Origin of the sequence: Paenibacillus sp. FSL R5-0378, from assembly GCF_038009285.1 — a bacterium.
GTDB lineage: Bacteria > Bacillota > Bacilli > Paenibacillales > Paenibacillaceae > Paenibacillus_AQ > Paenibacillus_AQ favisporus.
Window position 1 is genome coordinate 5,769,601 of the sequence record NZ_JBBPAY010000001.1, and the last position, 22,342, is coordinate 5,791,942.

Genomic DNA, 22,342 nt, shown 5'->3' on the forward strand with positions numbered 1-22,342 from the left:
CTCTTTTATCATATCATAACCTTTGGCCCATAAGAAGAGGTTTGAACGCACTTCCTGCTGATACCCTCAGGTGAAAGAAGGCACAATCAACCGGATTTGCTCCCAATCCCCCGGCGAGAGCAGAGTCCCGTCCTCATACCCGTCCCGTTCCGGATCAAAGAGAGTTCCTTCCACCGCCCATGGGTGGCTCCGAATCGCCCGGGGGATGAATTCCAAACGGCTGCCTCCGCGGGATATGAGCACCTTGGTCTGCCATTCCAAGGCCTGTTCCATAATGTGCTGGGCCGTCGTTCCGTGATAGTTCCGGAAATCCTGGGTCCACATTTTCGGAACCTGCCCGTAACCCGGGAACAGGGACTCCGGCTTCGGAATGTCGGAATCCGGCTCGAAATACTGGATATTCCGGCCGCTGTACACCAGACCGCCGGCGGCGGAAAGCCCGGTTTGGCGGAACTTTTCTTCATCGATCCGCTGCCCTGCCAGGTCCGGTGTGGAGTCATGGATCAGCGGATATGCGGAAACGGTCCGGCCGGGTTCAGCGATCGCCTTTAAAGGAGAGAGTCCCGACGAATCCAGAATTTTCCGCACTTCCGGCACCGCGTCAGGGTTCACGAGAAAATGCTTCGGACCGATCCGCTGCAAATGCCCCTTCAGCTTCGGATGCCCTTCGATCCGATCGCCGTCTTCTTCAACCGAACACGACAGCAGCATGGCTTCCTCAAAGCGGGTCCGGCCGATTTCCCGACCCCACTGCTCCAAAGCCAGCCTTACGTTCTCCGGAACGCCGCCGCTCGAGAAGTTGTCCAGCAGCTGCGTCATTTCGGCCGCGCTCATGCCGTTCTCCACCGCCCGGGCCGTGCTGCTGCGGGTCAAACGGTATATGGACATCCGTTCACTCTGTACCCGCTCCGAGCAGGCAAGCAGCTTCCATCGGATCCGGTACGGCACATCCGGTGGAACGATGACGTCAAAATCCGGCTGTACATAGAAGCGCCCCTCTCCCGCCATCTCTCGATCTTCGCCGCCCGAAGCCAGAACGAAGGCCGGATCCATGGCCCACCGGAAACAGCAGCGTCCGCTGCCGTCCTCACCGGTATCGCCCCAGCCAAACCCCGCCATCGCCGTCATCCATGCCCGGGCTCCCGCTTCCGAAACGGACCGGGTGAGCAGAACCTCCCGCTCCATCCAATCCAGCATATTCGTCATATCGTACCAGACGCCGGGTTGGAAAGAAGGATGGCAAAGAAGGTAACGGAAATGCTGCAGCGCCGGGCTGCTCATGCCATATCGGTCCAACACCGCCGGGAGCAGCACCCGGTTCATCTCCTGTTCAGACAGCCCCAGCCACTCGCCGAGCTGCTCTTCTTCCAGCAGAATCCCCTGGCTTTCTTTCACCGCAAGGCCGAGGCACAGCATCATATCGAGCAGCACCGCAACCACCATCGGATAGGTTTCAGCATGCGCGTATTGGAGCTGCAGCGCTTCAAGGTCGGATCCTTTCAGGTGCACGGCTTCCAGCAGCTTCTGGATATTTTTCTTATGTACCGTTCCTTTCGCCGTTAAGGGAAGCCCGTGCTCGGCCGCAGCCGCAAGCGCATGCAGCAGATCCAAGGCGAGGCCCGGCTTGGCTTCGCTGATCCGACGCACATTTGAATCCGGGACAGCTTCCGCTTTGGGGGTGAAAAACTGCCGATACAATAGACCCAGGCTTTCCAGGGGAATGTAGTAGAGCTTTTCTCCCCAAGCCTTTTTCACCGCCTGGATCAGGCCGGCTCGTCTCAAGCGGATAAAGGACAGCTCGAGCTCCGCACCGCTCCGGCCGCTGCTCTTCACCGTGATTCGGGCGTCGTCGCTGAACGGCTGCCCGGCAAAACGGACGATCAGCCGTTTAAGCAGCTCGGCGTCCTCCGGAGCCAGCGTACGCAGGATGGACCGGATCGCGGATTCCTGCGGCCGGTCTTCGTTCATTTCAGTGCTCATGGTCGGGATGATGCCTCCTTTAGGTCTGGAATGGGACGGTCCTTCGCAGGACGGGAAGAAGCCCGCTCATGACTGGACCCCGAACGAAACAGCTCGGGATCCGAATCATATCGGACGGAATACTCGTACCCCTGTTCGACAAGGAACAGCTGACGGCGGATGGCAAAGTCCTCTTCTTTGCTTTCTTGGGACACCAGTGCGTAAAAATATGCCCGGTTGTTTCCGGTTTTCGGACGCAAAATCCGCCCCAGGCGCTGGGCTTCCTCCTGCCTGGAGCCGAAGCTGCCCGATATTTCAATCGCCACGGAAGCGTCCGGCAGGTCGACGGCGAAATTGGCTACCTTGGAAACGGCCAGCACTCTGATCTCTCCCCGTTTAAAAGACTCGTAGAGCCTTCCGCGTTCCTTGTGCGCCATTCGCCCCGAAATCAGCGGAATGCCCAGCGATTCGGACAGCTGCTTCAGCTGATCGATATACTGGCCGATAATAAGGATGCTCTCGTCAGGGTGCTTAGCGAGCAGCCTGCGGACGACCTCGAGCTTGCCGGGATTTTCGGCGGCGATGCGGAACTTCTCCTTGCCCTCTGCATACGCGTATGCTTCACGCAGCTCCGGCTCCATCGCCACCCGGACTTCCGTGCATTCGACCTTCGCAATCCAGCCCATGGACTCCAGCTCCTTCCATGGCATCTCGTAGCGTTTCGGCCCGATCAGCGAAAATACATCCTGCTCGCAGCCGTCCTCCCGTACGAGCGTAGCGGTCAGTCCAAGCCGGCGGGTCGCCTGGATATCGGCCGTCGCCCGGAACACCGGAGCCGGCAGCAGATGCACCTCATCGTAAATGATGAGCCCCCAGTTCCGTTCGTTAAACAGACGCATATGCTCAAACTCGTCCTCTTTGGAGCGGCGGTGCGTCAAAATTTGATAGGTGGCCACGGTGACCGGGCGCACCTCCTTTTTCTGCCCTGTATACTCCCCGATCTGGGAAGGATCGAGCGTCGTCTTGTCGGTTAGCTCCGCGATCCACTGTCCGACGGAGGTCGCGTTCGACGTCAGAATCAGACACTCGCACTGCTGCTTCTCCAGCACGCCAAGGCCGATGACCGTTTTCCCGGCTCCGCAAGGGAGCACCAGCACCCCGCTGCCTCCGCTCCCGGCCACCCCTTCAAAAGCGTCGGCCGCCGCCTGCTGGTAGTCCCGCAACGCAAATGAGCCGCCCTGCGCTTTCCAGCCCAACTGCAGCGGCTGTCCCTCATGATATCCGGCCAAGTCTAGGACCGGATATCCGAGCCGCGTCAGCTCCTGCTTGATCCGTCCGCGGCGGACCGCATCAAGCTCGGCCTGCTCCGGCGCGGCGCGCCGCAGCCCGCTGGCCTGCACGGCGGGTATCGCCAGCACTTCATCCAGCAGCTGCGGATCGGATGCCGTCAGCCGCAGCTTCCCGGCTTCCGCCTTCCCCGCCTCGATCCGGAGCTTCCCGTATCTGCCCACCAGGCTGCGGATGTCCTGGATTAACGCGGATGGAACCTCCCATCTGGAAATCGAAGCCAGGGCGACGACGATTTCCTCCGCGGTCCATCCCAGCGAAGCGGCATTCCACAGCGATAACGGAGTGATCCGGTACGTATGAAACGCAGAAGGACTCTTGACCAGCTCTGCAAAATGGGCCAGCTTCCCGCGGGCTTCCTCAAAGCCCGGATGTCCGCATTCCAGCAGGACGGTCCGGTCCCGCTGCACGATGCACGCTTTTGTATCGCTCATCAAATCCCCTTCTTTCAATCCGAATGGTTCTTTCAGCCTCAAACATATGAAAAAGTTCATCTCCTAGAGCGGAAATGAACTTTTCCTCTTCCATTTCAAGTTTTCCCATCGTCCGCCAAAACATTCGTGCCTTCAGGAACCCACTCCTGCAAGACCGGGGAGACTCGGCGGCCCGAGCCTGCCTATTCCCATCCCTGATAGGATTGGGTCATCGTCACCAGCAGCTTGGCGGCGCTCAGCATGGCCGATTCGTCAAAGTCAAACCTTGGATGATGGTGCGGGTAGACGGCCTGAAGCTCTTCGTTGCCTGCGCCCACAAACATAAAGCACCCGGGGATTTCCTGCAAATAATATGCGAAGTCCTCCGCAGGCATAATCTTCTCGCAGCGCTCCACCTTCGACTCCCCGAACACCTTCGGCGCTTCGCGGAAAAACCTTTCCGTCTCCGCTTCATCATTCACAAGCGGCGGGTAACCCATCAAATATTGAATTTTCGACTCCGCTCCATAAGTCTGCGCCGTAAGCCGAGTTATTTCTTCGATCCGTTCGCGGATAAATTGGCGCGTCTCCTCATCAAATGTCCGTACGGTCCCGGTAATCCGGCACGATTCGGCGATGACGTTCTGCGCGCTTCCGCCCTGGATCGTTCCGATCGTAACGACCGCCGGCCGAAGCGGGTTGACCGAACGGCTGACGATGCTCTGCAGCTGCATGACCAGCGCCGATCCGGCCACCACGCTGTCCACCGTCACGTGCGGCATGCCACCGTGGCCGCCTTTACCGATGATATCGATAAAGAACTCATCCGCTGCCGCCATCATCGGCCCCGGCGTGCTGGCCGCGGTTCCTGCCGGGAACGGCGTCCATAAGTGCACGCCGTACACCGCGTCGGCCCCCTCCAGAACGCCGGCCTCGATCATCCCCTTGGCTCCGCCCGGACATACCTCCTCCGCCGGTTGAAATACGAACCGGATCTCTCCAGGAAGATCTTCCTTCCGGGCGCTGAAGTATGTCGCCACCGCCAGCAGGATCGACGTATGCCCGTCGTGACCGCAAGCATGCATGACGCCCGGAACTTCGGACGAATAATCGCACGACTTTTCATCCTGGATCGGAAGCGCGTCCATGTCCGCCCGGAGCACGACCGTTTTCCCCGGCTTGCTTCCTTTTAATACGCCGACTACCCCGTATCCGCCGCCAAACCGCGTCCGGACGTCGATCCCCAACTCCCGCAGCCTGTCCGCCACGAACGCCGACGTCTTCTCCTCGTGGTAAGACAGCTCCGGATGCCGGTGCAGATACCGCCTCCACTCCACCATTTGCGGCTGCAGCTTGCTCAGCAATGCTTCTTCTTTCATATGTATCCGTCCTCTCGCCATAGAATGGATGTTAAGTTGCCGATATGTCATCCCACATCGCGGTTGTGAACCCTTTTTTCTATTGTAGCAGAAACGCTTAAGATGGGGTATCGCCCCAATACTGCCAAGGCTTGCACAAGTGTTTAAAACATAATATCATGAGTAAAGAACTTTACAGGCAACCAATAGAGGAGGATTTAGTAACCATGATTTTTGAAAATACGGGACTGGACGGCATCAAAGCCGACCTGGCGTTTATGGACGAAGTAGCCGAGAAAGTAGGCTTTGTCCGCTGGCAGTGGGAATACTACCGCGCTACATATGACTATAAGATCGAAGATAAAAACACCAATTCGGAGTATTTCGTACGGATCAACACCCGTGCGGTGGAGGGCAAGCTGGAACACCCAAGCGCTGTGCTGCAAATTGAAGCTGTGTATATGGGCAAAGCGACCTTCCCTCACGGGCTGGAATACGAATCTCCGATTCCGTCGTCCATCATGGGGATTGCAACCAAGAAGCTTCAGCAGTTTAAAGCCGCTCTGGAAGCCTAAGCAGGTCTCTTATGAGAGAAGAAAAACCCCAACAAACCAAGAGAGGGACGCCGGATTTCCAACTGCTCATCCTTACCTTGCTGTTGGTTGGTTTTGGGCTGGTCATGGTATTCAGCGCCAGTTCGAGCTTGGCCATCGCTAGCAAGAAGTTTCACTATGACTCGCTTTATTTTACGAAAAGACAGTTCATATTCGCCGCTCTGGGTACCGTTGCAATGTTTGTTGCGATGAACATTCCATATACCAGGTACAAGAAGCTGTTTGCCCCGCTGTTTATCGTGACGGTCATTCTGTTGGTTTTGGTCCTTCTGGTCGGCCAGGTTAACAATGGCGCCAGAAGCTGGTTCGGCTTCGCTGGTCTCGGTATCCAGCCGACGGAGATCGCGAAGATCGCGATTATCCTGTACCTTTCCGCTTTGATCAGCAAAAAAGGGGAGCGCTTCCGAGACCTGCGGACAGGCTATATCCCGGTCATGGTTATTGTCGGCTTCGTCGCCGGGCTCATCATGATGCAGCCGGACCTCGGCTCCTGCCTCATTCTGGTAGCCACGAGCGCCCTGATCATCTATGCCGGCGGCGCGAGCCTCAAGCATATGATAGGGTCAGCCCTGCTGCTGATCCTCGGTGCGAGCCTCGTGCTCGGAGCTAACGCCCTGATCAAGTCGGTGTCCCATAGCGGGGAGCAGGCGGTGCAATCGAGCAACTATAAGCTCGGCCGGATTAACGCCTTCTTGGACCCGACTAAGGATCCTCAGGGGGAGGGCTACAATCTGCTGCAGTCGCTGACCGCTATCGGTGAAGGGCAGTTGACCGGAGCCGGATTCGGCAAAAGCGTCCAGAAGCTTCATTATTTGCCTAACCCCTATAACGACTTTATCTTCTCCGTCATCGGCGAAGAGTTCGGATTTATCGGAACGTCGATCTTCCTGATCGTCTATATTTACTTCATCTGGCGCGGAATCATCATCGCACTGAGGTGCCCCGATCCGTTCGGAACGCTTGTCGGCATCGGGATTATGGGCTTGATTGCCATTCAGGCGTTCATCAACATCGGAGGCGTCACCCAAACGATCCCGCTGACCGGGGTAACCCTGCCGTTCATCAGTTACGGCGGAACTTCCCTGCTGATCATGATGGCGAGCATGGGGATCATGCTCAGCATCTCGCGGATCAGTACGCTGCCGTCGAAGCAGGAACAGGTGAAGTCGGTGACCGTCAAGAAACCGTCGGTCGCCGTCTCCTCCCGCAATCAGACGCGCCGCTTCAACTGAACCTTCAGGGGATACCCTGAAGCGACTCATACCAAAAAGACTAGAGGACGCCTAAGTCCCCTAGTCTTTTTTTCGTCTTATTCGTGTGTTCGTGTGCTTATTTGGTGCGCGTAGGTACCTCTTCAATCATGTCATCTTTAAAAGCGACGCCTTCCACTTTCACGTTCACTTCGACCACACGCAGACCGGTCATGCTTTCGACAGCTTCACGCACGTTTTGCTGAAGCATGCGGGATACTTCGTGAATCGGGGTTTCGTACAGCACGATGATTCGCAGGTCAATGGCCGCTTCCAGCTGGCCAACCTCCACCGTGACACCCTTCTGCACGTTTTTTCCGCTCAGGCGCTTGGCCCATCCTTCCGACAAACCACCCGACATAGCTGCGATCCCTGGTGTTTCGAGTGCGGCCAGTCCGGCGATTTTCGCTACGACATCATCTGCAATCCGTATGGTTCCATTCTCTAGTTGGAGTTGTTCCGACATGCTCCATCCTCCTTTACATCCATTATCCGTTATTGTAAATCCTAACAGGCCCAAAAAGCAAATCCCAAGCCCTGCCGATTTGTTTACAACCTTATGCAATTTGGGTATATTGAATAAGAATCGAACTTACATAAGGCAAGAGGTGTCAAAAATTGAAAAAATGGATCAGCCCCACCCTGCTCATCGCCTTCTTTATCCTTAGTGCTGTGGGACATTTCGCAGGCTGGGACGCAACGCTGCAGTTTATTCTGTCCGCGATTTCTGTCATCTTTGTGGCCGGATTTTTGGGCAAAGCGACGGAGAACGTATCGCATTATGCCGGACAGCGGCTCGGTGGATTCCTGAACGCCACCTTCGGTAACGCAGCGGAGCTGATTATCGCCATCTTCCTCGTGAAGGAAGGCTTGTTCGACATGGTCAAAGCCAGTCTGACCGGCTCGGTAATCGGAAACTTGCTGCTGGTACTGGGACTCAGCATTTTTGCCGGGGGACTGAAGTTTAAAGTTCAGAGCTTCAACGTATCATTGGCGGGTATGAACGGCTCCCTGATGCTCGTCGCCGTGATCGCTCTGATCGTGCCTGCGGTCTTCCTGCGCAGCCATTCCATTACCGGAAGCGATACCCAGCTGCTGAGCCTTATCGTAGCTTGTATCTTAATCGTGGCTTACCTTGCCTGGCTGGTCTTCTCGATGATTACGCACAAGAAATACTTGGCGGATGTCACCGACGAAGAAGATGAAGAGCTGCCTCATGAACGCGAGCCGGAATGGTCCAAGGGCAAATCGATCCTGTATCTCCTTCTGGCGACCGTTATGGTCGCTTTCGTGAGCGAATGGCTGGTAGATACGCTGGAGACCTTTACGACGCGATTTGGGCTTAGTGAGCTGTTCGTAGGTGCGTTCCTCGTGGCCATCATCGGCAATGCGGCAGAGCACAGTGCGGCCGTCATGCTGGCTATGAAGAACAAGATCGGCGCAGCGGTCGAAATCGCCGTAGGCAGCAGCCTGCAGATCGCTTTGTTCGTCGCCCCCGTGCTGGTGCTGGTCAGCTACTTCTTCGGGCCTACCACGATGGACCTGGTGTTTACGACCATAGAGCTGCTTGCGATTGGCGTGTCGGTATTTATCGCCAAGTCTATTATCCAGGATGGCAAAACGAACTGGTATGAAGGTCTGCTGCTGCTGGTCGTATACGTTATTTTGGGCGTATCGTTTTTCTTGGTGTAGCAAGGCAGCTTAAGCTCTTAACCCTGCATAGCAGGGAAACGCAAAAAAGGCATGCACTCCGCTGGAGCGCATGCCTTTTTATACGTATAAATTTATAAATCTCGGGACCTCCAATGTGAAGGCCAAGCTGCAACTACTCATCATCGTGTGATACAGAAACACAGGTGGTCTGTATTCTGCATCTTATGTAAGCCTGCTTGCGACAGGCTGATGATTTAGGCTTCCCTGTTGTTCAGGGCTTCATAGAGGTTGGCCAGATTCTTCTCCAGCTCACTGACCAGCTGTTTGCCTGTAAGTTCGGGCACAAGACCGGCACGTACGGCAAAATCAACCTCACGTGAAAATCCGTACATCTGGGTGTCCAGCACTTCCTCATAGAGAGGGCAATAGCGTGTGGCCAGATTCTCCATTTGTACTTCAATAAGCTTCTCTATTTTCTCTGCATCATCTTTCAGCAGATTAATCGCCTTAATATTCAACTGCTCCTGCAGCTCAGATGAAGTCATGCATCTTCCCCCCTATGTCCAAAATCCTACAATTACACCCTTGTATTCTATTCTTAATATTAGACGAAATTGAACACCAATACAAGAACCTGGCCCAGAAAAACGTCCCCGGGAAGCCGAAGGAACAGGAAACTCTGGCCCATCGTCCGCAAAGGCCCCGGGTTTCAATGCCAAGCGCGGCGCAAAGGGACTCTAAGGGGAAGGCTGGCGGCGGTGCAAGGTTCTAGAATAACCCCGGTACATATCAAGGTTATGACTTTAAAAAAAGCGCCCTTACTGTTGCCAGCAGGTGCGCTCTTCTTCATCGCTTACTCAGAGACCACGTTGACGTTCAGGCCGTGTTTGGCAAACACTTCCTTCATCGCCGTTTTAGCCTCGTCCGCATCCGGTCCATGAACATGAAGCTCATAGCTTTGGCTGCTTACGAGTGTCGTAAACAGACCGAGGATACTTTTGACATCGATGTACTTGTTTTCCGCTTGAAGTACGATCGAAGAGGTAAATTGGCTTGCCGTTTGGGCGATTTCTACAACAGCTGCGTTGTTACTGGACATAGGATCCCTCCGTAGCTTTTGATATCAAGTATACTATGATTTTACCACTTTTATGATACATTGAATCCGCTTTCTCGCGCAAGGAATTTCTAAAAGCGCTGAACCGTGGGCCTCACGGGCCGGGTTCCCTTCTTCAGCTATTCCTATTTCAAGTTTTCAGGGTTCAGCCCCTGCAGTTCCGGAATGACGAAGATGCCGTCTTTGCGGATCAGCACGTCGTCGAAGTAGATCTCCCCGCCGCCGTAGTCTTCACGCTGAATCAGCACGATATCCCAGTGGATGGAGGAGCGGTTGCCGTTATCCGTTACTTCATAGGCTTGACCCGGGGTGAAGTGGATGCTGCCGGCAATTTTTTCGTCGAACAGAATGTCCTTCATCGGGTGCAAAATGTATGGATTAAACCCGATCGCGAATTCGCCGATATAGCGTGCCCCTTCATCCGAGTCCAAAATGTTGTTCAGGCGCTCGGTATCGTTGCTGGTCGCTTCCACGATCTTTCCGTCCTTGAAGGTAAACTTGATATTTTCGAACGAAATGCCGTTGTATACCGTGCTGGTGTTGTAGCTGATCGTGCCGTTGACCGAATCACGTACCGGTGCGCTGTATACCTCGCCGTCCGGAATGTTCTTCTCGCCTGCGCATTTTTCGGCGCCGATTCCCTTAATGGAAAAGCTGAGATCGGTGCCCGGGCCGACGATACGGACCTTGTCCGTCTTTCTCATCAGCTCGGCAAGCGGATCCTGCGCTTTGTCCATCTTGGCGTAATCGAGGTTGCATACGTCAAAATAGAAGTCCTCAAAGGCTTCCGTGCTCATATTGGCCAACTGCGCCATGCTTGGGTTCGGATAACGCAGCACCACCCATTTGGTGTGGTTGACGCGCTGCCCGCTATGTACCGGATGATTATAGAGCGAATTGAACAGTTTTACCTTTTCGTCAGGAACGTCGGCCAGATCGTTGACGTTCTCTCCGGCGCGGATGCCGATATAGCAGTCCATCTGCTTCATCCGGTTCAGGTCGATGTCCGCCCATGTCTTGAGCATCTCTTCGCTCGCGTTCATCAGCATCGTACGCTGCACCGATTTGTCGGTAATTTGTACGAACGGACGTCCTCCCCGTTTGCCAACTTCATCAATGACGGCCTTCAGCAGGTCGCGCTCCGAGCCGATCATCTCGACAAGGACGTTCTCCCCCGGCTGTACGTTCACGGAATAACCGACGAGGTTTTCCGCCAGTTTTTGAATTCTAGGATCACGCATTACTTATTTCCTCCCCTTGACATAACCTGTAAGCTATTTATTTGAACAAAGGTTAATTCATTCAGACTTATTGTAGCACGCATGGCAAGTCCCGTCAGCATGAGCCCTCCGGATGCAGGCGGAAAGCCCCAAGTCTGCCTGTCGGATGATGACCAAATGAGCAGCCGCCCGATCGTCCGGTATGGAACTTGTCGTCACCGGGCGAGCCTAAGGCTGGAATGATACATCATTGACCATCGTCTCCCGCGTCTGCGCACCGTCCAGATTGATATAGTCGATCGCGCTCTCGGAGGTCAGACGAACCGGAAATCCGGACTTTCGGTTAATCGTCAAATGATAGACCGTGCTGACCTGGGCATCGTTCAGCATCTGCCGCAGCTGCTTGTCCCCCTGATTCCAGAGCGTCTGCAGCTTTTGCTTTTGCCCGGACTGTGCATGGGTGTATCCCGGCTGCTTGCGGAGACCCTCCATTTCCGATTCAAGCTGCTTCGCCAAAAAGTCCTTTGCACTGGAGCCTTCCAGTTCGATCCGCAGCACTTTAGTGCCGCGGCCCGCGCTGGACTCCACCTTGATGCTTTTGGGAAGCCCATGAATGCCGTCGAGCTGCTGCAGAGGGTTTAACCGGGTTAATGAAGGAGAGTTATCCTCAGGGTTCGCTTCACTCGACAGCCTCACCCATCCCCCGTCCTGCCTGCGGAAATTCGTCACCTTTACGGTCTTCCCGGTGATTCCCCGTGCCTGGAGTCCCGTGGTCTGAACCGCCTCCCCAGTAGGGATCACGCTCTCCATGGTCAGCTGGTCGTGCCCCGTGAGCCTGCCGGTGTAAGCAAAGTTCTGCACCTGCCCCTGATCCTGGGCACGAACCGAAGCCAGTCCGCTAAATGAAAACGAATCGATGCCGGCAAGTCCGGTAATCGTCTGGGAAAACCACTCCTCCGGCGATTTCGAGTCCTGAAACATGCCGCAGCCTGTCAAACCGCCGCAAAGGCCGAGCAGCAGCAAGGCGGGAAGTACCATTTTTTTCATCATGGGAAAACTGCCTTTCCGGACAAAATGAACCAAGGTTCATTTTTCGATCATAGGTCCTTTTTGCTTTATAGGCTGTCCCCCGCCCGGCCAGTTCATGCAAAAATAAGGCGCCCCCACCCGAGAGTGAGGCCGCCTGCTACATATCGTTCATGTTTTCCATTTGGATTTGGTTGCGTCCGCTGTTCTTTGCCCTGTAGAGGGCCATATCCGCTCTGTAGAACAAGCTGTCTACACTCACCTGCGGGTCCGTCCAGCACCATTCCGCGATTCCGCTTGAAATCGTTACGGACGGGCTTGTCTCCCGGGCGACCCGGCTCCGGATCACTTCAGCGACTTTGACCGCCTGGTGCACCCCTAGCTGCGGCATATACACAGCCAGCTCTTCCCCGCCCCAGCGTGCAGGCACGTCTTCCTCCCGAATGGAGGATTTCACGATATCGCTGACCTGCCTGAGAATGTCGTCCCCTTTCTGGTGGCCGTATGTATCGTTAACCTGTTTGAATTCATCAATGTCCACCACGATCAGAGACCCGCAAAAATCGCTCACTTGATACTGCTGGATCATCTTATCAAGGTAATGGCGGGCGTACATGTCGGTCAGCATATCCCGGTTGGCCATCCGTCTCAGCTCGGCGTGGAGCAGCGCGTTGCTCACCGACAGGCCGATATGGCTGGACAAGGTCTGCAGAAGCCGGTAGTTGTCATAGGAAAAATAATGAGGGCTGCGGTGCGTCAGCAGAATCGCCCCCATTACCTTGCCGTTTACGGTCAGCGGTGAAGCGATGAGGGATTGCGAATGCGTGATTTCCATCAGCTTTGAGGGGACTTTGCCGTTCAGCGAATAGTCTGACAGAATTACAGGTTCCTTTTTATGAAAAACAAGTCCGCCGAAGCCGTACTCTGCGTCAAAAGACGGGGCAAGACCGGGAACGTTGGATGCCATGACCTCCAGAACGTCCCGCTCCTCATTGTACTGCAGGAAGCAGCAGTAATCCGCCTGAAAAATATCCAGCATCTCCTCGCTGGCAAACTTGTAGATATCCCCCAGCTTGAGGCTCTGGTTCAGCCGGTGGGTCAATTCGTTAATGAGGCGCAGCTCATGAATCAGCAGGTTCGACTGCTCGTAGAGCTTCGCATTCTCGAACGCGTTCCCCGCCGTGTCGACCACCATGCTGATCAGCTGCAGATCTAAATCTTCCCGGAGCTCCCGGGACATCACCAGATGCAGCACCCCGTAGACGCCCTGCTTGCCGCCGAGCGGTATCGCGATTTCGGTCTGGCCTTCCATTCCTTCGCCGCTGCCATCCTGCATCATGAGCCTTCCATCCATAAAAGACCTGACGCAGATATCCTCGCCCCAGGGGTGAAACACGAGCGGTTCTACCCGCGGATTGCGGCTTTGATGGTCCTGGGACATGAGCAGCCTCGCCCGGATGGTGGGGTACAGTACTTCAAGGCTGTCCAGAACTTCCGTCAGCACGGTTTCGACGTCGATCTGATCATGCATCCGCTGCATGATTTGGAACAGGATGGACCGGCGGTTGGCTTCCCGTTCCGTGCTTTCCTGTACCTTCAGAATATCCGATACGAGGGCGAACTTAAAGCTTTTGTACAGGCAGGAACGGTAGTGAAGCGCCATCGCGGCAACGGTGTCCCGGATTCCTTCATCAAAAAAGCGTGCGGGGATTCCGCAGACCAGAAGGCACACCAGCGCATGGTCCCGGCGTGTAAAGACCGGAATAACCGTCGTGACCCAGGAGCTTCCGCGATCCGCCGGGTCATCAGGATGGACCCAGACTTGTTCCCCGGACTCCAGGCAGCGCCCGATCTCTCCCGTCAAACCGCAGAAAGGTTCCGCAAGGAGAGCTTCATCGCCTTCGATCCACCGCCCCTCGTAATCCGTCACGGCCCACAGGGCTTGTCCGCTTAACGTCAGCGCCTGCCCTTCAGTGCGCCATTGGAGAAAGGCTTCCTGAATCACGTGATCCACATAGGGCAAATCATGAATGGACAAGTCGATCTCCTGCAGCCAGGAAGTAGCCGACTCTGAGGGAAACGCCAGCTCGGTATTCGTCTGGAACAGGCTTTGATGCTTGGTTGTTTCTCGTTGGTGTTCTGACATAGACAGGCGCTCCTTTACACCGTGCCCAGAGGGTGTCTTTCAAGGCACCATAGAATCACAATCAATCATTGTCATCCTTGCAATATGAAAATCCCCTGACAAAGTCGGGTTATGTCGGATGTGTTATAATAATCATATTCTACTCTGTTCCAAGCAATTTTGCACTCATATTTCAGATATTCGTCCTACTTTTTTAGGACTATAGCCCTATCGACAAAATTAGACTTTTCCAGCACAATGTCAGGCCTTGACTTTTGCCTACTCTATAATATAAAATCTATTGTTGAAAAAGACTGCAATATAGTCTTGATTTGGGCGTAACGTTGTGTCACCCTCACGTCATTTGTTGCTGACAGGACAGCGGCTGAACTTTCCCGTCAGTTGTGCGGTTCGTACTAGAACGCACAGGTAAACAAATACGGCGCAAATAGAGCCCTACTGTAAATTATTCGAAAAATAAAGGAGTCTACTATAACATGGCACGTTACACAGGTCCAAAGTTCAAATTGAGCCGTCGTCTGGGAATTTCCCTGAGCGGTACTGGTAAAGAATTGAAACGCCCTTTTCCTCCGGGACAGCACGGTCCTAACCAACGGAGAAAAATGAGCAACTACGGTATGCAGCTTCAAGAAAAACAAAAATTGCGCCACATGTACGGTTTGGGTGAAAAGCAATTCCGCACGCTGTTCGACAGAGCGCAAAAAATGCAAGGTATTGCCGGTGAAAACTTCATGTTCTTGCTGGAAAGCCGTTTGGACAACCTTGTTTACCGTCTTGGTTTCGCTAACTCCCGTGCAGGAGCGCGCCAATTGGTCGCTCACGGTCACGTGACTGTTAACGGCAAGAAAGTAAACGTTGCTTCCTACCAAGTAAGCACAGGCGACGTGATCGGTCTTCGCGAAAGAAGCCGCAGCCTCTCTTCTATTAAAGAAGCGCTGGAAAACCGTACGCATCTGCCAGGCTACCTGGAGTACAACGATGGAGCTTTGGAAGGTAAATACATCCGTTTCCCAGAGCGCGCCGAGCTTTCCCAAGACATCGACGAAAGACAAATCGTCGAATTCTACAACCGTTAATATTTGCTGCAACCAAGCCTGGAACTTTATGTTCCGGGCTTTTTTGTTTATTCTGGATGAAAAACAGGGCTGACTGGCAGCCCTGTGTATCGTGGTAGTATCCCCCGGCCTCTCCCAGCCTTCTCACGGCTTCTTACATCTTCTATAGCAGCCGGAGCTTGGCAAATTTGCGTCTTCCCGCTTGAACGATATCGCCGTCCCGGACCGTGATCTCCGCATGGGGATCCTCGATTTTCACTTCATTCAGCTTGACCGCTCCTTGCTGAATGCTCCTTCTGGCCTCGCTGTTGGAAGAAGCAAATCCGATAAGGGTCAGCAGCCGGACCAGCCGGATGGCCCCTCCCTGCAGCTCGTTTTCGGGGATATCGCGCAGCTCGATATCTTCAGGAAGCGCACGCTGCTGAAAGACAGTGACGAAATGCTGCCGGGCCGCTTCGGCCGCCTCCTGCCCGTGATACATCCGGACAAAGGCTGCCGCCAGGCTCATTTTGGCATCCCTTGGATGGATACGGCCGCCTTCCAATCCTTCGCGCAGAATCTGAAGGTCTTCATTCGTTATATCCGTGGCCAGCTCGAAGTATTTCACCATCAGCCCATCCGGCACCGACATCGTTTTGCCGAACATTTCGTTCGGTGCGTCATCGATTCCGATGTAATTACCGAGGCTTTTGCTCATCTTCTGCACGCCATCCAGCCCTTCCAGCAGCGGCAGCGTGACCGCCACCTGCGGCTCTGCCCCGTATTCCTTCTGCAAGGTGCGGCCCATCATGAGATTAAACGTCTGATCCGTACCGCCGATCTCGATATCCGTCTCCAGCGCCACCGAATCCATGCCCTGCATCAGCGGGTAGAAAAACTCGTGAATGCTGATCGGGAGACCGCCGGCATACCGTTTGGAAAAATCGTCTCGCTCCAGCATCCGGGCCACCGTCACTTTGGAACCGAGCCCGATCACGTCGGCAAAGGTCATCGGTCCGAGCCATTCGGAGTTGTAGTATACCTTCGCTTTGTCCGGACTTAATATTTTGAACGCCTGAGCCTGGTACGTTTCCGCATTCCGCTTCACGTCCTCTTCCGTCAGCTGCCTGCGGGTTTCCGATTTCCCGGTCGGGTCGCCGATCCGGCCCGTGAAATCCCCGATGATCAGCTGCACCTCATGGCCCAGCTCCTGAAACTGCCGCAGCTTGTGCAGCACTACCGTGTGCCCCATATGAATGTCCGGAGCGGATGGATCAAGACCCAGCTTTACCTTGAGCGGCCGTCCTTGCACAACCGACCGGATCACCTTGCGTTCCAGCTCTTCGTTCGGCAGGATTTCGACCGTCCCCCTCCTGATGACAGCCAGTTGGCGTTCAACCTCTTCCTTCTGGGCCGGCGTGAGTTGTTCCCAGTTCATCGTCATCAACCTCTCTCTGATCCGTTAGAATGTACAGCAAAAAGGCTCCTTCGCGTCCCAAGGGACGAGAAGGAGCCTGCTCGCGTTACCACCCTAATTAAAGCAGCCGTTACGGGACGATTCCCTTCCACATACTGCTTTCACTTCATTACGATAACGGACTGCCAGGTCCGGTGCCAGACTACTTACGCTCCTGGTGACGCGCGTTCCTCCGGACGGCTCAAGACGGTAATTCAAAGGGAGAGGCTGCCGGTTTGCACCACCCACCGGCTCTCTGATCAGCTCAGGCTCCCTTCTACTGGAGTCTTTCTTTGCCTTTTGACGATATGTTCTTTTTGGATTAACCCTATTTATACCACACACCCGAAAAAAGTCAATGTTTGCCATCCATTTGGCCACGATTCGATCTCTGCATTCAAAATACGCAATTTATGCTATAATAGTTCCGTCAAAAGGAGGATAGCCACGAATGGTTGAAGATAACAAACAAAAGCCGGAAGAGCAGATCGCTCCGAAAAAACGGTCCTACGGCCGCATCATCGGCCTTACCGCGATGTGGACGCTGGTCGTTATCGTTATGGGAGCGCTGTTCGCCGGCGGTACGGCAGCCGGGTACCTCACTTCCATCGTGAAGGATGATCCGGTCCGTTCCAGGGCATTGATTGACCAGAAGATGAGCGAGAACTCCATTACGGGATTCGCCTACTTCCGTGACGGCACCCCCATCGGACAGCTTCGGACCGATGAGGACAGACGCCCCGTGGAGTATAAGCAGATACCGCCCATCGTCATCGACGCCGTCGTATCGATTGAAGACAATAACTTTTTTACACATAAGGGTGTTGACATCAAGGGCACGCTCCGTGCCGTCAAACAGAAGCTTCTGCATGAATCCGTGCAGACCGGAGGAAGCACGCTCACCCAGCAGCTGGCCAGACGCGTTTTCCTGAACCTGGACAAAACGGAAGACCGGAAATTCAAGGAAATTTTGCTCGCGCTCCGGCTGGAGCGGTTTATGACGAAAGAAGAAATTTTAACGGCATACTTAAACAAGGTTCCGTTTGGCAACGGATCCAGCGGCTACAATCTGTACGGTATTCAGGCCGCAGCCAAAGGCATTTTTAATATTAGTGATCTCAGTAAATTGAACGTCGCCGAGGCGGCTTATTTGGCCGGTCTTCCTCAGCTGCCTTCAAGATATTCGGCCTTCAACGGCAAAGGCGAGTTTAACGAAGCTAACTTTAAGCGCGCCATCGACCGGCAGCATCTGGTGCTCCGGCGTATGCTTGAGGAGAACAAAATCACGGAAGCCCAGTATAAGGAAGCGCTCGCTTTCGACATCCGTAAACAGCTGGCTCCCCATGTGGAGAAGGCATACGCGACCTTCCCTTATCTGATGATGGAAACGGAGCGCCAAGGCGCCCAAATCATCATGCAGCTGAATGAGCAGGCGGAAGGCAAGGTTCCCGGGGACGATGCGAAGCAGGACGGCGACCTGCTTGAAGAAGCCCGGCAGCAGCTCAGCACGGGCGGGTATCGGATCTATACCACCATTGATAAAAAGGTGTACAATACGATGCATAAAATCGCCGAGGATGACAGCAACTTCTCCCCTGACAGCAAAACCAAGGGGGCCGAGCAAACGGCGGCCATGATGATCAACAACAAGACCGGCGCCATTCTCGGCATGATCGAGGGCCGTGATTTTAACAAAGAACAGATGAACTATGCGACCCAGATGATCCGCCAGCCGGGATCGACGATGAAGCCGATTGCGGCTTACCTGCCGGCGATTGAGTCCGGCGCAATTCAACCGGCAAGCGTGGTTGACGATTCGCCGATCATTTTGCCGGACTGGCAAAAAGGGTATCATATTCCCAAAAACTCAACTTCGGGATATAAAGGATTGATGACGGCGCGCTCCGCACTCAACAATTCCGTGAATACGGTCGCGCTTAAACTATACAATAACGTTGTCGGAATCCAGAACGCTTGGAGCTTTGCCAAGAAGCTCGGGATCACGACCCTGCAACCGGATGATTATGGTGCAAAGACCGGCGTGCTGGGCGGCCTCGTTTACGGTGTGACGGTTGAAGAGCTGACCAATGCTTACAGCGCCATTGCGAACAACGGCCAGTTTAACGACGCCTACATGATCGAAAAAATCACCGACTCCAAAGGCAACATCGTGTATCAGCACGAAGCCAAGCCGGTGCAGGCTTTTTCCAAGCAGACGGCCTATCTGATGACCGACATGCTGCGGACCGTCATCACCGAAGGAACCGGCGATGTCGTCCGCAAAAATTACAAGCATTTTAAAACCGTGCCGATCGTCGGCAAAACGGGTACGACCCAGAATTACGGAGACGTCTGGTTTTTGGGCTATTCCCCTGACGTGACGCTTGGGGTCTGGGCTGGCTATAAGGAACAAAAGAACACCTTGACCACCAAGGCGGCGAAGAAACGCGCCCAGTCCATCTGGACCCTCGTGATGAACGAGGTGATCGACAGAGAACCGGAGCTGTTCAAGACTTCGAAGTTCGATAAACCGGACGGCATCGTAACCAAGACGGTGTCCGCCTACAGCGGCAAATTGCCGACATCGCTCACGGACCGGTTCGTGACCGACATTTTCAACAGCAAATACGTTCCGACGGAAAGCGACGACGGCATAGCCAAAGAGAAGTACATTACCTACAACGGCGTAAACTATATCCCGCAGGATGGTACGCCGGATGACATGCTCAAGGAGAAGGTCGTCGTCAAACGGGAAAAACCGATTTCCGAGCTGATCAAAGAGCTGGAGAACGCGTTTGCCAAAATGAAGGGCGGCCACAATGCGCTGTCTTACTACATCCCGAGGGATGCCAACAGCGACATGCCGACCAAGATCGATCCGCGCGTAGACGACGGCGCCGCACCGGCTGCCCCATCGAACGCTTCGATCTCGTGGAACGGCAGCAAGGCCGTCATCTCCTTCAGCCCTACCGGACAATCCGATGTCGTCGGCTACCGGCTGTACCGCTCGGATAACGGCGGCTCCTACCGGAGACAGGCCAGCCTCCTCGTCGGAGAAGGGTCATCCTTTACCAGCGCTGCGAGCGGCGGATCCAGCTTCTATGTCACGGCCGTGGACGTGGCCGGCAAGGAGTCCGCACCGAGCATGACCGTCGGCCTGGGCGGCGGATTGACCAACATTATCGGAGGCACGGACAATCCGTCCGGGGAACAAGGACAAAACGACGGGCAGGACAATCCGGACGGCGGTGTGGCATCCGGAGAGACACCGGGAACGGAACAGGCGCCTCAGACGGCTCCAGCCGCCCCTAGCGGGCTTCAAATGGCTGCTACGGAGACCGGAATCCAATTCCAGTGGACCGCCGCAGGAGCCCAGGAAATGGTCACAGAGTACGATGTTTATTACAGTACGAATCCGAACGGTCCGTATGTTAAATTAGGCACCAGCACGGAGCCTGGCTTATCGTACACCACATCGACTCCAATCAAAGGTTACTTCTTCGTATCTGCGGTAAATAGCGCAGGCGAATCGCCAAAATCGCCGGGCGCCTACTTTGAGAAAAAGTAATGGACCTGGCAAGCAGATATAGCATCACAAGAGGCAATCCCGGTATGGGATTGCCTCTTGTATTGTATAGAGCGGTTTATCCGAAAAATCGGGATAACGAAAACAGCCGGCTGTCAGGGTATAACCCTGAGCAACCGGCTGTTCTTTATTCTGTTTACGGCGTTATCCCTTACCGTTAGCAAAGGTAACGCTAGATTCAGTGCTTAGTCTTCAATTGTGGACAAATCGCCTGTCGGAAGGTTTAACTCCCAGGCCTTCAGCACGCGCCGCATAATTTTACCGGAACGCGTCTTCGGCAGTTTATCCTTGAACTCAATTTCGCGCGGTGCAGCATGGGCCGATAATCCCTCTTTGACGAAGCGGTAGATCTCGTCCTTAAGCTCCTGCGACTCGGTGTAACCTTCGCGAAGCGAGATAAACGCCTTGATGATTTCGCCTCTCGTCGCATCCGGCTTGCCGATGACGCCGGCTTCTGCAACCGCCGGGTGCTCGACAAGCTTGCTCTCGACTTCGAACGGTCCGATCCGCTCGCCGGACGAGTTGATGACATCGTCGATCCGGCCTTGGAACCAGAAATAACCTTCTTCGTCCATGTATGCCGAGTCCCCGGAAATATACCAGCCGGTAATTCTGAAATACTCCTGATACTTGGCCGGGTTTTTCCAAATCTGGTTCATCATCGAGGGCCAAGGGGCCTTAATGGCCAGATTGCCCATCGTATATGGCGCCACTTCCTTGCCATTATCGTCCAGGATAGCGGCCTCGATCCCTGGAAGCGGGCGTCCCATCGAGCCAGGCTTGATGGCCATGGAAGGATAGTTACAGATCAGCTGCCCGCCCGTTTCGGTCATCCACCATGTATCGTGAATGCGCTGCCCGTATACCTTCTCGCCCCAGCGGACGACTTCAGGGTTCAGCGGCTCGCCAACGGACAGAACGTGGCGGAGGCTGCTGAGGTCAAACTGGGAGATCACATCGGCCCCGGCCCCCATCAGCATCCGGAAAGCAGTCGGAGCGCTGTACCACACCGTGACTTTATATTTATCAATCGTGCCGTACCAATCCTGCGGACTGAAGCGTCCGCCGCGGATGACATTGGTTACCCCGTTCAGCCATGGGGCAAAAATGCCGTACGATGTCCCTGTTACCCAGCCCGGGTCAGCCGTACACCAATAGGTATCGTCTTCCCGAAGATCAAGGACGATCCGCCCCGTATAGTAATGCTGAATCATCGCATTCTGAACGTGGTATACGCCCTTCGGCTTGCCGGTGGAACCGGAAGTATAATGAATAATCAATCCGTCGCTGCGGTCCAGCCATTCGATCTGCAGGTCCGCAGGCGCTTCGTTCATTTCCTGCTTATAATCAATAATGCTGTCGTCCGTCTGTACATTGTCGCCAACGACGAAAATATGCTTCAAGTCGGGAAGCTCATCCTTCTTGACGCGCCCAAGCAGCTGTGGCGTCGTAATCAGGGCGACGGCCCCGCTGTCTTCGAGCCGATCCTTGACGGCCGTCTCCATAAACGCTTCAAAGAGCGGTCCAACGACGGCTCCCACTTTCAAAATACCCATGAGGGAGAAATAAAGCTCCGGACTCCGCGGCATAAAAATAAACACCCGGTCTCCCTTACCGATACCGTATTTACGCAGCACGTTACCGAATTTGTCGGACTGCTCCTTCATCTCCGCAAAGGTATATGACTCGTCACGGGAAGCATCGCTGTACAGGAGCGCCGTCTTCGATCCGCGTCCTTCCGCCACATGGCGGTCAATTGCCTCGTAAGCCATATTTACCTTGCCTGTGTCATACCAGGTGAAATGTTTCTCCACATCTTCCCATTGAAACTCGGAACGAGCCTGTTCATAATCGCCCATATTGGATGATGAAACCACGCTCGGCAAGATTTCATTGTGAATTTGATCCATACTTTCATCCTCCCTCTGTTCTCCCATGCTAGGGCAGCGCTTACAATCTTGTATGAGTTCATGCCAATAGATTGACACCATACACATCATGACTTGATTTACGAGAGTTTTGAATGATTGCTGAAAGGGTATAGCATACAGGTTAAGCACTTACGGAAACAGCAAAAAATGTGACTAATTTATGTCAGAGATATTATAGCACAGGATGTATGCCCCTGCCATTCCCTTTTCATTTATTTGTTTTTTTGCTATA

At 54.4% G+C, this 22,342-nt stretch carries 16 protein-coding genes and 1 other annotated feature; of the genes, 5 read left to right on the forward strand and 11 right to left on the reverse strand.

From position 1 onward, the window contains the following. Positions 1–66: 66 nt before the first annotated feature. From MKY74_RS26785 to MKY74_RS26795, 3 genes are all read right to left on the reverse strand, one after another. Positions 67–1,980 carry a helicase-associated domain-containing protein gene (locus tag MKY74_RS26785; RefSeq protein WP_076169923.1) on the reverse strand — a complete coding sequence of 638 codons (1,914 nt, stop codon included), beginning with the start codon at positions 1,978–1,980 and terminating at the stop codon, positions 67–69. Further along, positions 1,977–3,740, reverse strand: a complete 1,764-nt coding sequence (locus MKY74_RS26790) for a DNA repair helicase XPB (RefSeq protein WP_076170159.1) — start codon at positions 3,738–3,740, stop codon at positions 1,977–1,979. The genes MKY74_RS26785 and MKY74_RS26790 overlap by 4 nt, the downstream gene beginning before the upstream one ends. A 182-nt stretch (positions 3,741–3,922) precedes the next feature. Further along, positions 3,923–5,098: a M20 family metallopeptidase gene (locus tag MKY74_RS26795; RefSeq protein ID WP_076169922.1), complete on the reverse strand. Its 1,176-nt coding sequence runs from the start codon at positions 5,096–5,098 to the stop codon at positions 3,923–3,925. 206 nt (positions 5,099–5,304) lie between these two features. Here MKY74_RS26795 and MKY74_RS26800 point away from each other — a divergent pair, with 206 nt between their 5' ends. Both MKY74_RS26800 and ftsW read left to right on the forward strand, forming a co-directional pair. Next, positions 5,305–5,652 (forward strand): YugN family protein, encoded by a 348-nt coding sequence (locus MKY74_RS26800; protein ID WP_076169921.1) that lies wholly within the window; start codon positions 5,305–5,307, stop codon positions 5,650–5,652. An 11-nt stretch (positions 5,653–5,663) separates the two neighbouring features. Then, entirely contained in the window at positions 5,664–6,923 is a 1,260-nt protein-coding gene (ftsW, locus tag MKY74_RS26805) for a putative lipid II flippase FtsW (RefSeq protein ID WP_076169920.1), read from the forward strand. A gap of 97 nt (positions 6,924–7,020) precedes the next feature. On the opposite strand, the gene MKY74_RS26810 is transcribed toward ftsW, so the two are convergent. Next, the gene (locus MKY74_RS26810) at positions 7,021–7,407 is read right to left on the reverse strand and encodes an Asp23/Gls24 family envelope stress response protein (RefSeq protein WP_076169919.1); all 387 of its coding nucleotides are present in this window, start codon (positions 7,405–7,407) and stop codon (positions 7,021–7,023) included. Between the two features lie 152 nt (positions 7,408–7,559). On the opposite strand from MKY74_RS26810, the gene cax reads away from it, so the two are divergent. Then, complete coding sequence (gene cax / locus MKY74_RS26815) at positions 7,560–8,633, forward strand: calcium/proton exchanger (protein ID WP_076169918.1); 1,074 nt, start codon at positions 7,560–7,562, stop codon at positions 8,631–8,633. Positions 8,634–8,848: 215 nt separating this feature from the next. Here the strand turns inward: cax and MKY74_RS26820 are convergent, their stop codons facing one another. The 5 genes from MKY74_RS26820 to MKY74_RS26840 all read right to left on the reverse strand — a co-directional run bounded on the left by MKY74_RS26820 (position 8,849) and on the right by MKY74_RS26840 (position 14,103). Then, the gene (locus MKY74_RS26820; RefSeq protein ID WP_076169917.1) at positions 8,849–9,139 is read right to left on the reverse strand and encodes a YlaN family protein; all 291 of its coding nucleotides are present in this window, start codon (positions 9,137–9,139) and stop codon (positions 8,849–8,851) included. Positions 9,140–9,447: 308 nt separating this feature from the next. After that, a complete protein-coding gene (locus tag MKY74_RS26825) occupies positions 9,448–9,693 on the reverse strand; it encodes an HPr family phosphocarrier protein (RefSeq protein WP_076169916.1) in 246 nt (81 codons plus the stop codon). A gap of 143 nt (positions 9,694–9,836) precedes the next feature. Next, positions 9,837–10,952, reverse strand: coding sequence for an aminopeptidase (locus tag MKY74_RS26830; RefSeq protein WP_076169915.1), 1,116 nt, complete (start codon positions 10,950–10,952; stop codon positions 9,837–9,839). A 207-nt stretch (positions 10,953–11,159) separates the two neighbouring features. Next, positions 11,160–11,981, reverse strand: a complete 822-nt coding sequence (locus MKY74_RS26835; protein ID WP_076169914.1) for a hypothetical protein — start codon at positions 11,979–11,981, stop codon at positions 11,160–11,162. Positions 11,982–12,117: 136 nt separating this feature from the next. Continuing rightward, positions 12,118–14,103 (reverse strand): sensor domain-containing diguanylate cyclase, encoded by a 1,986-nt coding sequence (locus MKY74_RS26840; RefSeq protein ID WP_076169913.1) that lies wholly within the window; start codon positions 14,101–14,103, stop codon positions 12,118–12,120. Between the two features lie 476 nt (positions 14,104–14,579). Between MKY74_RS26840 and rpsD the strand changes: the two genes are divergently transcribed. Further along, positions 14,580–15,179, forward strand: a complete 600-nt coding sequence (gene rpsD / locus MKY74_RS26845; protein WP_076169912.1) for a 30S ribosomal protein S4 — start codon at positions 14,580–14,582, stop codon at positions 15,177–15,179. 142 nt (positions 15,180–15,321) lie between these two features. On the opposite strand, the gene tyrS is transcribed toward rpsD, so the two are convergent. Then, positions 15,322–16,575 (reverse strand): tyrosine--tRNA ligase, encoded by a 1,254-nt coding sequence (tyrS, locus tag MKY74_RS26850; RefSeq protein WP_076169911.1) that lies wholly within the window; start codon positions 16,573–16,575, stop codon positions 15,322–15,324. A 57-nt stretch (positions 16,576–16,632) separates the two neighbouring features. Next, positions 16,633–16,896 (reverse strand) — a binding site (T-box leader). 148 nt (positions 16,897–17,044) lie between these two features. Between tyrS and MKY74_RS26855 the strand changes: the two genes are divergently transcribed. Beyond that, complete coding sequence (locus MKY74_RS26855; protein WP_076169910.1) at positions 17,045–20,161, forward strand: transglycosylase domain-containing protein; 3,117 nt, start codon at positions 17,045–17,047, stop codon at positions 20,159–20,161. Between the two features lie 203 nt (positions 20,162–20,364). Here the strand turns inward: MKY74_RS26855 and acsA are convergent, their stop codons facing one another. Further along, entirely contained in the window at positions 20,365–22,089 is a 1,725-nt protein-coding gene (acsA, locus tag MKY74_RS26860; RefSeq protein WP_076169909.1) for an acetate--CoA ligase, read from the reverse strand. Positions 22,090–22,342: the final 253 nt, after the last annotated feature.